Source organism: Ruegeria sp. BF8 (genome assembly GCF_056538625.1).
Genome location: NZ_JBQFTL010000001.1, coordinates 1,008,037 through 1,021,787, shown reverse-complemented (window position 1 = coordinate 1,021,787; position 13,751 = coordinate 1,008,037). Strand labels below are relative to the sequence as shown.

At 60.9% G+C, this 13,751-nt stretch carries 14 protein-coding genes; 4 read left to right on the top strand and 10 right to left on the bottom strand.

Features of this window, described 5'->3' with window-relative positions:
- Positions 1-13: 13 nt before the first annotated feature.
- Together trmFO and ACR0LD_RS05085 are read right to left on the bottom strand one after the other, a co-directional pair.
- Positions 14-1,354 (bottom strand): methylenetetrahydrofolate--tRNA-(uracil(54)-C(5))-methyltransferase (FADH(2)-oxidizing) TrmFO, encoded by a 1,341-nt coding sequence (gene trmFO / locus ACR0LD_RS05090; RefSeq protein WP_480635814.1) that lies wholly within the window; start codon positions 1,352-1,354, stop codon positions 14-16.
- Positions 1,355-1,628: 274 nt separating this feature from the next.
- Positions 1,629-2,414, bottom strand: a complete 786-nt coding sequence (locus tag ACR0LD_RS05085) for an enoyl-CoA hydratase (protein WP_480635813.1) — start codon at positions 2,412-2,414, stop codon at positions 1,629-1,631.
- 58 nt (positions 2,415-2,472) lie between these two features.
- Here ACR0LD_RS05085 and ACR0LD_RS05080 point away from each other — a divergent pair, with 58 nt between their 5' ends.
- Positions 2,473-2,916 (top strand): PaaI family thioesterase, encoded by a 444-nt coding sequence (locus tag ACR0LD_RS05080; RefSeq protein WP_480635811.1) that lies wholly within the window; start codon positions 2,473-2,475, stop codon positions 2,914-2,916.
- A gap of 61 nt (positions 2,917-2,977) precedes the next feature.
- Here the strand turns inward: ACR0LD_RS05080 and ACR0LD_RS05075 are convergent, their stop codons facing one another.
- Complete coding sequence (locus ACR0LD_RS05075) at positions 2,978-3,205, bottom strand: DUF1127 domain-containing protein (RefSeq protein WP_170367090.1); 228 nt, start codon at positions 3,203-3,205, stop codon at positions 2,978-2,980.
- A 99-nt stretch (positions 3,206-3,304) separates the two neighbouring features.
- Between ACR0LD_RS05075 and ACR0LD_RS05070 the strand changes: the two genes are divergently transcribed.
- The 3 genes from ACR0LD_RS05070 to rpsI all read left to right on the top strand — a co-directional run bounded on the left by ACR0LD_RS05070 (position 3,305) and on the right by rpsI (position 5,823).
- The gene (locus ACR0LD_RS05070) at positions 3,305-4,708 is read left to right on the top strand and encodes an aminotransferase-like domain-containing protein (RefSeq protein WP_480635809.1); all 1,404 of its coding nucleotides are present in this window, start codon (positions 3,305-3,307) and stop codon (positions 4,706-4,708) included.
- Positions 4,709-4,872: 164 nt separating this feature from the next.
- Complete coding sequence (gene rplM, locus ACR0LD_RS05065; protein ID WP_170339225.1) at positions 4,873-5,331, top strand: 50S ribosomal protein L13; 459 nt, start codon at positions 4,873-4,875, stop codon at positions 5,329-5,331.
- A 6-nt stretch (positions 5,332-5,337) separates the two neighbouring features.
- Positions 5,338-5,823, top strand: a complete 486-nt coding sequence (rpsI, locus tag ACR0LD_RS05060; protein ID WP_005983014.1) for a 30S ribosomal protein S9 — start codon at positions 5,338-5,340, stop codon at positions 5,821-5,823.
- A 70-nt stretch (positions 5,824-5,893) separates the two neighbouring features.
- Here the strand turns inward: rpsI and ACR0LD_RS05055 are convergent, their stop codons facing one another.
- From ACR0LD_RS05055 to ACR0LD_RS05025, 7 genes are all read right to left on the bottom strand, one after another.
- Entirely contained in the window at positions 5,894-7,054 is a 1,161-nt protein-coding gene (locus ACR0LD_RS05055) for an ABC transporter substrate-binding protein (protein WP_480635806.1), read from the bottom strand.
- A gap of 31 nt (positions 7,055-7,085) precedes the next feature.
- A complete protein-coding gene (locus ACR0LD_RS05050; RefSeq protein WP_480635804.1) occupies positions 7,086-8,972 on the bottom strand; it encodes an AMP-dependent synthetase/ligase in 1,887 nt (628 codons plus the stop codon).
- A 5-nt stretch (positions 8,973-8,977) separates the two neighbouring features.
- On the bottom strand, positions 8,978-9,751 hold the full coding sequence (locus tag ACR0LD_RS05045; RefSeq protein ID WP_170357796.1) for an ABC transporter ATP-binding protein: 774 nt from the start codon (positions 9,749-9,751) through the stop codon (positions 8,978-8,980).
- Positions 9,748-10,512 (bottom strand): ABC transporter ATP-binding protein, encoded by a 765-nt coding sequence (locus tag ACR0LD_RS05040; RefSeq protein ID WP_480635802.1) that lies wholly within the window; start codon positions 10,510-10,512, stop codon positions 9,748-9,750. The genes ACR0LD_RS05045 and ACR0LD_RS05040 overlap by 4 nt, the downstream gene beginning before the upstream one ends.
- A complete protein-coding gene (locus tag ACR0LD_RS05035; protein WP_170367094.1) occupies positions 10,509-11,606 on the bottom strand; it encodes a branched-chain amino acid ABC transporter permease in 1,098 nt (365 codons plus the stop codon). Before ACR0LD_RS05035 ends, ACR0LD_RS05040 begins: the two co-directional genes overlap by 4 nt.
- Positions 11,607-11,610: 4 nt before the next feature.
- Positions 11,611-12,486, bottom strand: a complete 876-nt coding sequence (locus ACR0LD_RS05030) for a branched-chain amino acid ABC transporter permease (RefSeq protein ID WP_005983028.1) — start codon at positions 12,484-12,486, stop codon at positions 11,611-11,613.
- A gap of 75 nt (positions 12,487-12,561) precedes the next feature.
- Positions 12,562-13,590, bottom strand: a complete 1,029-nt coding sequence (locus ACR0LD_RS05025; RefSeq protein WP_170367095.1) for a zinc-binding dehydrogenase — start codon at positions 13,588-13,590, stop codon at positions 12,562-12,564.
- Between the last annotated feature and the right edge of the window lie 161 nt (positions 13,591-13,751).

Genomic DNA, 13,751 nt, shown 5'->3' with positions numbered 1-13,751 from the left:
GGTCTGCGTCCAGTCAGCTTTGCGTCAGCCACTGCTGCCATGCCTCCTTGGCGCGATCGGTATAGGCTTTGTAGCGATCCTTGCGGCCGCGCCGTCCGCCTTTCAACCCGTCGACCGGTCGGAACAAACCAAAATTCACGTTCATAGGCTGAAAGGTCTTGGCCTCTGCGCCGCCGGTGATGTGGTGGATCAGCGCGCCCATGGCGCTGTCCTGTGGAACCGGGGGCAGGGAGCGGCCAAGGATCTCTGCCGCTGCAAGACGACCTGCCAGCAGGCCCATCGCGGCGCTCTCGACATATCCTTCAACCCCGGTGATCTGCCCGGCAAATCGGATGTTTGGCTTGGATTTCAGGCGCATCTGTGCATCCAGCAAGGTGGGCGAGTTGATGAAGGTGTTGCGATGGATGCCGCCCAGTCGGGCAAAACTGGCATTCTCGAGCCCCGGGATCATCCGGAACACCTCGGTCTGGGCGCCATATTTCATCTTGGTCTGGAACCCAACGATGTTGAACAGCGTGCCCAAAGCGTTGTCGCGACGCAGTTGAACCACGGCATGGGGCTTTACGTCCGGCTGATGCGGATTGGTTAGGCCCACCGGTTTCATGGGCCCGTGGCGGAGGGTCTCGCGGCCCCGTTCGGCCATGACCTCGATCGGCAGGCAGCCATCAAAATAGCCGGCGGTTTCACCTTCGTGGAACTCGGTCTTGTCAGCGGCCAGCAGCGCGTCGATGAAGGCATCGTACTGGTCACGGTCCATCGGGCAGTTCAGATAGGCGGTGCGCTCTTCCTCGGTTTCACCCTTGTCATAGCGCGACTGCATCCAAGCCTTGCTCATGTCGATCGTGTCAGCGTAGACGATCGGGGCGATCGCGTCGAAAAAGGCCAGCGCCTCGGCCCCGGTCTCGCGCTGGATCGCTGCGCCCAACGCTGGCGAGGTCAGCGGACCGGTGGCAAAAATCCAAAGTCCATCGTCCGGAAGCGTGGTGACTTCCTCACCGGTGACGGTGACGCGTGGGTGCGTCTTCAGCTTGGCGGTCACCGTTTCGGCAAAAGGTTCACGGTCTACGGCAAGAGCGCCGCCCGCAGGAAGTCGGTGGGCGTCTGCCGTGGTCATGATCAACCCATTGGCCGCGCGCATTTCCCAATGCAGCAAACCAACGGCATTCTGCTCGTCATCATCAGACCGGAACGAGTTGGAACAGACCATCTCGCCCAGGTTGCCGGTTTGATGCGCAAAAGTGCCCACTTTGGGGCGCATTTCGTGAATCACGACGTCCACGCCCATTTCGGCGGCCTGCCATGCGGCCTCGGATCCGGCCATGCCGCCGCCAACGATATGCAATTTCTGTGTCATGTGCGTCCAAATAGGGCAGGTGGCCCGCGCGTGCAACGGCCATCGAAAACTGCCGCCAACAAGGCAGCAACGCTATGATTTTATTTGGAAGTCTTGGGGTCGCCGCTGCGGGAATGTCTGCGCCGGTGAGAGAAACCAGCTTGGAGGGACCTTCCGCCCACGGCGACCCAAAAGATAGTGAGGGCCTCAGCCCTGTCTCAGCTTTGCCACAGAGATGCCCTTTTGAAAAGTGCAAAAATGCGAACAGTCGATAATTTTAGCCATAACAATTGCGTCATTGGGTCCAATTTGGTGAGCGTTTTTCGATAAATGCGGAAATACCTTCCTCGGTATCCCGGTGCAGCATATTTTCGGCCATCACGCCGCCGGTAAAGGCATATGCCTGATCCAAAGGCATCTGAAGTTGCTGATAAAACGCCTGTTTCCCGATCTTTACCGCCGCGCCCAGTTTGGAGGCCAACTGCTCGGCCAACGACAGGGTCTCATGCTCCAACAGCGCTTCCGGAACGACACGATTGACCAGGCCCAGCTCGGCAGCCCGCTCCGCTGGTATGAAATCACCGGTGGTCAGCATCTCAAACGCCAGTTTTCGCGGAATGTTGCGGCTCAGCGCCACCATCGGCGTCGAGCAGAAGAGACCGATATTCACGCCATTGACGCCGAATCGCGTTCCTTCGGCTGCCACGGCCAGATCGCAGGTCGCCACCAGTTGGCAGCCGGCGGCCGTTGCAATGCCATGGACCTGCGCGATCACCGGTTGGGGCAGGGATTGGATCGACATCATCATTCGGGCGCAGCGATTGAACAGATCGGTGAAGTAGGCCTTGCCGCCATCTTCGGCCTGCCGGCCTGCGGTCATCTGCTTGAGGTCGTGACCGGCACAAAACGCCTTGCCTGCCCCAGACAGTATCACGGCGCGGATCGTACGATCATCGCGCAGGGTATCCAGTTCAGATTGCAGCGCCTCCAGCATTTCGTCGCTCAGCGCATTCAGCCGCTCGGGCGTATTCATTTTCAGATGAGCGATCGCGCCCGTGTCGTTACGTTCCAAAATTGCCATCTTGCCCTCCTGCCGGCTGTGGGGCCAACTCTAGGTCGGCAAATCGAGGAGGGGAAGCATGTCATTGGCTATGAACAAGGAAGAGCTGACGGAATATCTGGCGCAGGTCTTCCCGCAGGTGCACAAGGATTTCGTCGTCATGGATCTGACCGACGACTCGATCCGCATGCGCCTCGTTGTCGAAGATCGGCATCTGCGTCCGGGCGGAACCGTGTCCGGGCCCTCGATGTTCGCCCTGGCCGATGTCTGCGTCTATTCGATGGTTCTAGCGCGAAAGGGCCAGCAATCGCTGGCGGTGACCACCAGCAGTTCCATGGATTTTCTGCGCAAACCTGCCGGTGGGGCCGACATGATTGCCGAGTGCAGGTTGCTGAAACTGGGGCGTACGCTGGCTGTTGGTGACGTCCTGATGTACTCGGAAGGGCAGGAGGCGCCGGTGGCGCGCGCCAGCATGACCTACTCGCTGCCACCTGCCGGATCCGCCGCAGCTGCGTTCGGATAAAAAAATGCCGGGGACAAGCCCCGGCACAGGAAGAGGTCCCGTAATTGGGACTGGGGATATTCTAGCCAAGCCAGAATTGGCGGCGTGCTTCGCGGTCAGCCTCAAAGCGCGTCAGTCCGACATCCTTAAGCAGACGGTCGTCCAGCCTGCTCAGGTTGACGCGACTGCGGCGCCGGCGTTCCCATTGGGTGACAGTCGCCGCAAAACGCACGGCCAGCGCAGCGATCAGAGGCAGCCGGGGGCTGTCGTTCAGCAGCAAGAGGGCGGAGGTGTGCATTGCGCGTGTCATGGTAAGTATCCTTTCAAATTGTATTGACACAAAGCATAAATGTTCGGTACATTGTTGTGATACATTCGGGATTGTGTTGAACGCAAAGGAAGAATTGTAATGGATACAATTTGGCCGACAGATCTGCCAAAATCCAAGGGGCCAAAGTACACTCTGGTCGCCGATACAATTCGAAAAGCCATCGAAAACAAGCAGCTGGAAGTCGGGGTGAAACTTCCTCCGGTGCGGGAGCTGGCATATCGATTGCAAATCACACCAGGAACGGTCGCCCGGGCTTATTCCATTCTGACCGAGGAGGGGTTGCTGCAGGCCGAGGTCGGGCGTGGTACATTCGTGGCACCACCGAAAATGCCATTGCTGGACGATGTCTGGTCACGGCAGCTTCATCTTCGGGACGACAAGTATGACGCCAATGTCAGCCTGTTCAGCCCGCGACTGCCAGATGTCGGGCAGGTGTCCCTGATACGGTCATGCCTTGCCAAGGTGGCGCAGGGGGATCCGAAGATGTTCATGAACTATCCCACCCGTGACGCTTACCTGCCGGTGCGCCAGGCTGTTGTTGATTGGCTCTCCGACTTGCCGCTGGGTGCTTTGAACGCCGATGACATCGTTCTTACGCATGGCGGACAAAGCGGACTGTGCGTCGTGTTTCAGACCGTTCTGCGCGATCCGAAACCCGTTGTTCTGGTCGAAGACCTTTCTTATGCGGGGTTCCGTCGCGCCGGTGAGTTGATGCGCGCCGAAGTTGTCGGTGTGAAAATGGACAAATGGGGTATCAGCCCCGACGCGCTGGACCACATCCTTCGTCAAACTAGTGCGCAGGCGATCTGCGTGTCGCCCGAAGTTCAGAATCCGACCGGTGGCCATTCTCCTCTTGAACGCCGCAACGAGGTGATCGAGATCGCCCGCCGCCACGATCTGCAAATCATCGAGGACGATTGCTATCGTATGGGCGAGGCACGCGCACCCAGTTACAGGGCTCTTGCGCCTGAACGGGGCTGGCACGTGTCGTCGATTTCCAAGACCCTTACGCCGGCGTTGCGCGTGGGGTTCGCCATCGCTCCGCGGGAACGCAGCGGAGACCTGCGCCGATCGGCGGAATACGGGTACTTCGGGTTGGCGCAGCCATTGGCCGAACTGACCCGCTTGCTCCTCAGTCACCCTCAATCCCGGCAAATGGCGCGGGATGTTCGCGCGAAGATGGGTGAGTATGTACGGGTGGCCGTCAATGCACTGGGTGGCTTCAATCTGAACTGGGACGCCGACATTCCCTTTGTCTGGCTAAGCCTGCCCTCCGGCTGGCGTGCTGCAGCCTTCAGCAGAGCCGCCGAGCGGGAGGGCATTCAACTCCGATCGGCAGATGAATTCGCGCTGAGGGATGGACGAGCGCCAAATGCCGTGCGCATTGCCATGAACGGGCATGTCTCGCTGAAGCAGTTCGAATCCGCCATGCTGCGTCTGCGCGCCTTACTGGACAATCCGCCCGAACAAATCAGCGTTTGATTTGGGGTAAATAGATACCTATTTTATAAGCTAATGTTTTATAATAATTAATTGGACGCTACCATTCTTGACGTGCACTTACGGGCCGTCTAAATACCCATCCATCGAATTCGGGCCGGTCCACCTTTGGGGCGGCCTTTCACATCAAACAGGATTGTCCTGACATGAAAACCTTCTCTGCAACTCCTGCAGACATCGACAAGAAGTGGATCCTGATCGACGCCGAGGGCGTTGTTCTGGGCCGTCTTGCCTCGATCGTCGCCATGCGCCTGCGTGGCAAGCACAAGCCGTCGTTCACCCCGAACATGGACATGGGCGACAACGTCATCGTCATCAACGCCGACAAGATCCAGATGACCGGCAAGAAGCGCGACGAGCACTTCTACTGGCACACTGGCCACCCGGGCGGCATCAAGTCGCGCACCAAGCAACAGATCCTGGAAGGCGCGCACCCCGAGCGTGTGGTCTTTCAGGCCGTCAAGCGCATGCTGCCGGGCAACCGTCTGTCGCGTCAGCAGATGACCAATCTGCGCATCTATGCCGGTGCCGAGCACCCGCACGAAGCCCAGGCCCCCGAAGTTCTGGATGTCAAATCCATGAACAAGAAAAACACCCGGAGCTAAAGACCGATGGCTGATCAGATCAATACTCTCGAAGAGCTGAGCGCCGTCGCAGGCGTTGAAACCGTGGCCGAAGAAGTTGTTGTGCGCGAGCCCGTGCGTGACGAACTGGGTCGCTCCTATGCAACCGGCAAGCGTAAAGACGCTGTTGCCCGCGTTTGGATCAAGCCGGGTTCCGGCAAGGTCACCGTGAACGGCAAGGACCAGGACGTGTATTTCGCACGCCCCGTTCTGCAGCTGATCCTGCGCCAGCCGTTCCAGGTTGCCGGTGTCGAAGGTGAATTCGACGTTGTGGCAACCGTCAAGGGCGGTGGCCTGACCGGTCAGGCCGGTGCGGTCAAGCACGGCATCTCGAAAGCGCTGCAGCTGTACGATCCCAGCCTGCGCGGTGCCCTGAAAGCCGCGGGCTTCCTGACCCGCGACAGCCGCGTTGTGGAACGCAAGAAATACGGCAAGCGCAAAGCCCGCCGTTCGTTCCAGTTCTCGAAGCGTTAATCGCTACCGAGTTTTTCAAATGCAAAGGGCTCGCAACCGCGAGCCCTTTTTTCGTTGATTTTCTCCGGCCTTACTCTTCGTAGACCATTTTCCACGCGCCGTTTTCCACCACGTTGACGTAGACCGTATCGGCGCCCTGATGGTCATCGGGGCCAAATGTCATGTGGTTGCCGACCAGTTCATCCTGATAGTCCAGCGTCTCCATTGCCGCGATAAAGCTTTCCTGGGTCAGGTCGGGGCCTGCCGCCTCCAGCGCCTTGACCATCATTTCGGCCGCAGCATAGCCCAGCATCGAAAAGCCCACCGGGTCTTCGCCGGTGGCGGCCTTGTATTCCTCGATGAAGGCCTTGGGGGCCGGTTCATCCGCGCGGGCCCACAAGTCCTGCCACGAGGCGGCGGCGCAGAAGCCGTCGGTCACTCCACCCGGCACCTGTGCCACCACGGTCAGGAAGCTGGCCGAGGTGCCCAGGAATTTCATGTCGGTCAGGCCCATCTTCTTGGCGGTGCCGACCACGGTGATGGCCTGCCGCACGCCCAAGGCGATTGTGACGATGTCGCAGCCTTCTTCCTTCAGCTTGCTGAGCGAGCCCACGAAATCGGTTTCGTCAGGTTTATGAGTAGTTTCCGCGGCAAAGGTAATGCCGGCTTCCTTGGCGCCCTCCTGGCTGCCTTCCAGGATTTCCTTGCCGAAATCAGTCGGCAGATACATCGTGCAGACCTTGTCGCCACCGAATTCCTGCGCCAGATATTTCACGCCCACGCGCGCCTGGTCGTAATAGCTGGAAAACGAGGTGAACTTGTTCTTCATCGGCTCCTGCAGCATCTGCCGCGCGGCCGACAGGGGGGCGACGTTGGGGATGCCTTTGGGATCCAGCAGTTTGAACCCGGCCAGGTTCATCGGCGTGCCCAGCGATTGCAGCATCGCAAACACCTTGTCGCGGTTCAGCAGCTTGTTGTAGCCCTGCATCGCGCGCGGCATCTGGTATCCGTTGTCCTCGACCACATAGCGGATCTTGCGGCCATGCACGCCGCCATTGGCGTTGACCCGGTCGAACACCACGTTCGCGCCCTTGGTGGCCGGAACCCCCACGGCGGCGAAAATGCCGCTGAGGTCATTGACCGAGCCGATGACGATTTCGTCGTCGGTCACGCCTTGCGTTTCGGCCCAGCCCATCGAGGCCAGGGCGGACAGGGCGGTTGCAGCCGCCAGCCGTCTGATTGCTTTGGTCATGTGTCTTCCTCCCTTGGGATTGATCCCTGTTCTATTTGTACATGTCTTCAATGAGATGCGCGTGTTTCTTTTCCACCAGGCTGCGTTTCAGTTTCATCGTCGCGGTCAGTTCGTCGTCTTCGGCGGTCAAGAGCACGTTGATCAGGCGGAAATCCTTGATCTGCTCGACCCGCGCGAATTCCCTGTTCACAGCCGCAACCTCGGCACCGATCAGTTCGCGCACCTCGGCTGCAGCGCAGAGCGAGGCGAAGTTCGAGAACGGCACCTTGCGGTCCTGCGCGAACTTCTCGACGTTTTCCTGATCTATCATCACCAGCGCCGTCAGGTACTTGCGGCGGTCGCCGATGATCACCGCGTCCGAGATGTAATGCGAGAACTTCAACCGGCTTTCGATCTCGGCCGGGGTTATGTTCTTGCCGCCGGCGGTGATGATGATGTCCTTGAGGCGCCCGGTGATGGTGACATAGCCGTCCGCGTCCACGTGCCCCATATCGCCGGTGCGCAGCCAGCCGTCGGCGGTGAAGGTCTCGGCGGTCTTGGCATTGTTGCGCCAATAGCCCTGGAACACGTTCAGGCCGCGGATCTGGATTTCGCCCTCGTCCGAGATGCGCAGGTCGATCCCCGGTGCGGGATTGCCGATGGTACCGATGTGGTTGGCCTCGGGCGTGTTCAGCGTGGCGATGCCCGAGGTCTCGGTCATGCCGAAGCCCTCGACCAGCGGCACGCCGATGGCCCAGTACCATTTCAGCAGCTCGGGCGAGATCGGGGCCGCGCCCGACCCGCCGCGCCGCAGCCGGTCCATGCCCAGCATCCGGCGCAGGTTGCGTAGCGCCAGCCGATCCCACAGCCAGAAATTCGCGGCCACCGCCGGCGGCACCGGTCTGCCCTGCAGGATGTATTCGGCACGCTTCATCCCGGCCTTCAGCGCCATGCCAAAGGCGGCGCGCCCGGCCGGGGTGGCCTCTTGCGCCATGATCAGCACCTGCGAATAGATCTTTTCCCACACGCGCGGGACGGCGGTGAAGGTCGAGGGCGACACTTCCTGCAGGTTGGCAAAGACCGTCTCGGGGCTTTCGGCGAAATTCACTGTGCATTTCGAAGCAAGCGGGAAATAGATCGACACGTCGCGTTCAAGGATATGACACAGCGGCAAAAAGCAAAGCTGCTCGTCGGTTTCCAGCGCGGGCAGGCAGCGTGCGCCGCATTCGATCGCGGCCATGATGTTTTCGTTGCTCAGCATCGCGCCCTTGGGCATGCCGGTGGTGCCCGAGGTATAGATCAGCAGCGCCGTGTCCTGCGGCGTGGCCAGCGCGATTTCCGCCTCGAACCGGCCCGGTTCTTCGCGCTCGGCCGCGCGGCCGAGGGCATAGAGATCCTCGATCATCATGCAGCGGGGATGGGCCAGGTCGTGCAGGCCTTCGTCCTCGAGGATGATGACCTTCAACAGGCCGGGCACCTCGTCTTCGATGTCTAGGAATTTGTCCAGCTGCTCTTCGTCCTCGACGATCAGAAAGCGGCTGTCGCTGTCATTGACCAGGTATTTCAGCTGGCTGGCGGAATCGGTGGTGTAGACGCCCGACGCGATGCCGCCGACGCATTGGATGCCCAGATCGAACCACGCCCATTCCTTGCGGTCCTCGGACAGGATCGAGACGACCTCGCCGCGTTGCAGCCCCAGCTTGCGCAGCGCCAGCCCGATCCACTTGGCGTGCTGCCAGTAGTCGGCCCAGGAATAGGATTTCCAGATGCCCAGATCCTTTTCCCGATGCGCGGTGCGGTCGCCCAGGGCGGCGCAGCGTTTCTGGAACAGCTCGGGGATGGTTACGCAGCCATCGACCCGCACGGGGCGCTGGCCGGGGGTGGCGTTGAACTGGACGCCGTTGATGGTGGTCTGCGGGGGCAGGGTGGTCATGTTCATCCGGCTCACCTCCACGTCTTCTTGCGTTTCCAGCGGCGGTTTTCCCGCGCGCCTTCCTCCTGCACGCCCAGATAGAAGTTCTGGATGTCCTCGGACCGCATCAGCACGTCGGCGGGGCCGTCCATCACGATGCGCCCGACCTCCATGACATAGCCATGATCGGCCAGTTCCAGCGCGGCGTTGGCGTTCTGCTCGACCAGCATCATGGTCATGTTCTGCTCGTCATTCAAACGTCTGAGGATGCCGAAGATCTCTTGGACCAGCAGCGGCGACAGGCCCAGCGAGGGTTCATCCAGCAGCATGATGCGCGGGTTGGCCATCAAACCGCGTCCGATGGCCAGCATCTGCTGCTGCCCGCCCGACAGGGTGCCGGCCTCTTGATTTCGGCGTTCCTTCAGAACCGGGAAGTAGGAAAACACCAACTCGCGGTCGCGCTCGATCTGGGCCTTGTCATGCAGGGTATAGGCCCCCAGGCTGAGGTTCTCGTTCACCGTCAACAGCGGGAACACCTCGCGCCCCTCGGGCACATGCACGATGCCCTTTTGGACGATCTTGTGCGGCTCCAGCCCCTGGATTTCCTCGCCGTCGAAGGTGATCGTGCCCTTTTCCGGGTCCATCACACCCGAGACGGTCTTCATCAGCGTCGTCTTGCCCGCCCCGTTGGCGCCCAGGATCGAGACGATCTGGCCCGGGCGCACGTCCAGCGACACACCGCGGATCGCCATGATCGGGCCATAGAAGCTTTCGATGTTGCGGATGCTCAGGATCGGTGCGCTCATGAGGCTTTCCCCAGATAGGCTTCGACGACGGCGGGGTGCGATTGCACCTGCGCCGGTGTCCCAAGGGCCAGTTTCGCCCCATCGGCCATAGCCAGCACCCGGTCAGACACGCCCGAGACCAGCCCCATGTCATGTTCGACCATCAGCACCGTGATCCCCATCTGCCGCCGGATGTCGTCGATCCACCAGCGCATGTCGGTTGTTTCCTCGACCGACAGCCCCGAAGCCGGTTCATCCAGCAGCAGCAGCTTGGGGTCGGTGGCCAGCGCACGCGCGACCTCGACAACCTTGCGCACGCCGTAGGGAAGCCCGGCGATCATCTTGTCTCGATAGGCCTGCAGATCGAGGAAATCGATGATCTCTTCGACCTTCTCGCGGTTCTCCAGCTCTTGCCGGCGGGCCGAGGGGGTAAAGAACACCTCGGACAGCAGATTGGTCCGCCGGTGGCGGTGCCGCCCGACCAGCAGGTTCTGCAACACGGTTGCATGTTCGAACAGCTCGATGTTCTGGAAGGTCCGCGCAACTCCATAGGCGGCCACACCCGAGGGCTTGACCTGAAGCAGATCGTGCCCGTCGAACCGGATCTGGCCCGCGTATGGGTCGTAGAAACGCGAGATCAGGTTGAACACCGTGGATTTGCCCGCCCCGTTCGGGCCGACGATGGCAAAGACCTGGCCTTCTTCGACCGAAAAGGACAGATCGTTCACCGCCGTCAGGCCACCGAATTTCAGAGTGACGTTCTCGAATTCCAGCAGGCTCATCTCAGGCGCTCCGTCTTGAGATAGGATTTCTGCCGCTTGAACATGTCCTTGCGGTAGAAGGGGAACAGCTCGAACCAGGTGCGGATTTTCAGCCATCGGCCGTAGATGCCCATCGGCTCGAACAGGATAAACCCGATCAGGATCATGCCGAAGATGCCGAATTCCAGCCCCGGAATGGCGACGGTTCCGCCGCCGAACAGGGCGCCTGCATATTCCTTGGCGATCGACAGGAACTGCGGCAGAAACCCGATGACGATGGCGCCCAGAAACGCGCCGTGGATCGAACCCAGCCCGCCGATCACGATCATCATCAGCAGCTGGATCGAAATCACCACGCTGAAGGTTTCGTTGTTGAAGGCCCCGGCATAGAGGCCCATCAGCGCCCCTGCCCATCCGGTCACGGCGCAGGACAGGGCAAAGGACACGGTCTTGGCGCGCGCGATGTCGATGCCCATCGCCTGCGCGGACACTTCCGAGTCGCGCACCGCGATGAAGCTGCGCCCCAGCGGCGTACGCAGAAGGTTGATATAGCCCAGCGTGACCAGAACCGTGACGACCAGCACCAGCCAGTAGAACTGCTCGGGCGTGCCCCAGCGATCGACCAGATGGCCGAAAATCTCGACCCCGCCCATGTACTTGCCCGCCACGCCGCCGGTGATCGGTTCCGCCAGAACGATGAGGTCGTCCATCAGGATCGACAGGGCCAGGGTGAAGATCGCCAGATAGATTCCGTGTAGCCGCAGGGCAGGGATGGCGACCGTGACCCCGGCGATACCGGTCAGGATGCCGGCCAGCGGAAAGGCCACCAGAAACGGCACGCCTGACTCGATCAGGATCACGTTGGCATAGCAGCCAAAGGCCAGAAACGCCGCGTGGCCCAGGCTGGCCTGGCCGGTATGCCCGGTCAGGATCATCAGACCCAGCCCGGCGATGGCCCAGATCAGAACGTTCGTCAGCTCTCCCAGATAGAACGCGTCCAGCCACCACGGCGCGGCAAAGACCACCGTCAGCAGGATCAGGTAGAGTGACAACTGGTATCCGTCCTTCCACGGGCGGATGTCCTGCATGTAGTCGGTTTTGAAAACGATCCTCATGCGCTCAGACCTTCTTGACCCGGACCTGGCTGAACAGGCCGTGCGGACGGAAGATCAGCACCGCCAGCAACAGCGCATAGGGCGCGATCTGGCTGTAGCCCGCAGCGATGTAGCGGCTGGCGAAGGGTTCGATCACGCCGACGATCAGACCGCCCGCCAAGGCTCCGGGCAGGCTGCCAAACCCGCCGATGACCGCGGCCGCAAACGCCTTGATTCCCAGCAGCCCGGTGGTTGGATCGACCGAACCCTTGGCGGCGAACAGGATGCCCGCGATCCCGGCCACGACGCCGGCCAGACCCCAGATGAAACCCTGAACACGCTTGACCGGTACCCCCATGTAATAGGCCGCCAACTGGTTCTGCGAAGCGCCCTGCATCGCCAGCCCCAGCTTGGTCTTGCTGAAGAACACATAGAGCCCCCAGGTCAGCAGCACGGTCACGACGATGACCGCCACGTCCTCCATCCCCAGAACCAGGCCGCCAAAGCGGACCTCCTTGCCGGCAAGCGGGTTTTCCAGCGTCTGCGGCTCGTGACCCCAGATCAGCCCGGCGACAAAGCGGATCACGAAGCCCAAGGCGATGGTCAGGATGACCACGGCGGTCTGGCTTTCCCCGAACAGGCGGCGGATGATCAGCCTGTCCAGCAGGTACCCCAGCGCGCCCATGATCCCCAGCGAGATGGGCAGGGCCAGCCAGAAGGGCAGGCCCATATATTCGGTATTGGTCAGCCCGATGGTGACGAAGGCGCCCAGCATCATGAAATCGCCCTGGGCAAAGTTCACGGCCTCGGTCGCCTTGTAGATCAAAACGAAGCCAAGCGCGATCAGGCCGTAGACACAGCCATTCGCCAGCCCGCTGATCAGCAGCTGTGCGTTGTCCAAATTCTCCTCCCCATGCCGGTTTGCCCGGCGTCCTGACGCCCCGGATCTCCTCCAATCACCGGGGCGCCTGTTCTACTATGGCGTGATTATTACCTTACCGTCACTCTTTTTCAGTGCAACTGCCAGATCGGAAACGATTTTGTTCAGCGGGACATGCGCCGAGACATCCGTTTTCCACCGTCCGTCCGCAAAGCGGGCCTGCACCTCGGCAATCGCGCGCATCTGCTCTTCGGGCGGAGTGGACATCATCCATTTGGTCAGCCAGAAGCCCTCGATCCGTTTGCTCATAAAGATCAGCTGGCCCATCTGGGTCAGCTTCGGAGGCTCGCTGCTGAGTTTGCCATAAGACACCCAACGCGCGCCGTTGGGCATGGCGCAGAAGACCTGCTCGGACAGCTGATCCGAGACCGCATCCAAAAACACCCGCGGCTTGAGCTGTGCGCTGATGGCAGCAAACTTGGAGACGGCATCGTCTTCGGTGGTTACGATGATCTCGGCCGCTCCGTGGCTTTTGAGCAGTCCGACCGTTTCAGGGCGCCGCACCATCGCAATCGGCTTCAGGCCAAGGTCTCGGCCCAGCCCGCACATCAGCTTGCCCAACTGGCTGGTGGCCGCGGAAACGACAAAGGCCTCACCTTCGGACCGCGCGATCTCAACCATTGCCATCGCGGTCAGCGGATTGACGATCTGTGCGGCACCGTCATCGTCCGATATCTCGGGCCGTAAAGGAATGCACATCTGCGCCTGTGTCAGGGCATACTCGGCCCATGCGCCGGACCCGGAGGCGACGAAGGCGACCCTTTGCCCCTTCAGCGCTTCGGCGCCCGCGCCGGTGGCGACGACGTCCCCGCACCCTTCGAAACCGGCCGGGGCACCTTTGACCCGCGGCTGACCGTACTCACCTTTGATGAAATGGAGGTCTGAGGGGTTCACCGATGCGGTGCGCAATTTGATCAGCACCTGGCCAGGGCCAGGCGTGGGCACCGGGATCTCGGCATTCTCAACCCAGTCGGCGGCGTCCTCGATCGCCGGGCCCGTGGCGGTACCCGAGTATCCGTCAAATTTCTGGATCACGGCAAACATGGATTTGGGGAGGTCAGTCATTCTTTTTCCTTTGTTTCCGACATTTTCAAGCAAACGGGTCGATCCGAGTGCGCGCCCCGGGGCAGGTCGCACCGATGCCGACAATAGGTCGTCCCGACTTGATGCGACTGGTTGAGCCAAGCCAAACAAATGGCACCGGGCACGTCAATCGACCACAGGGT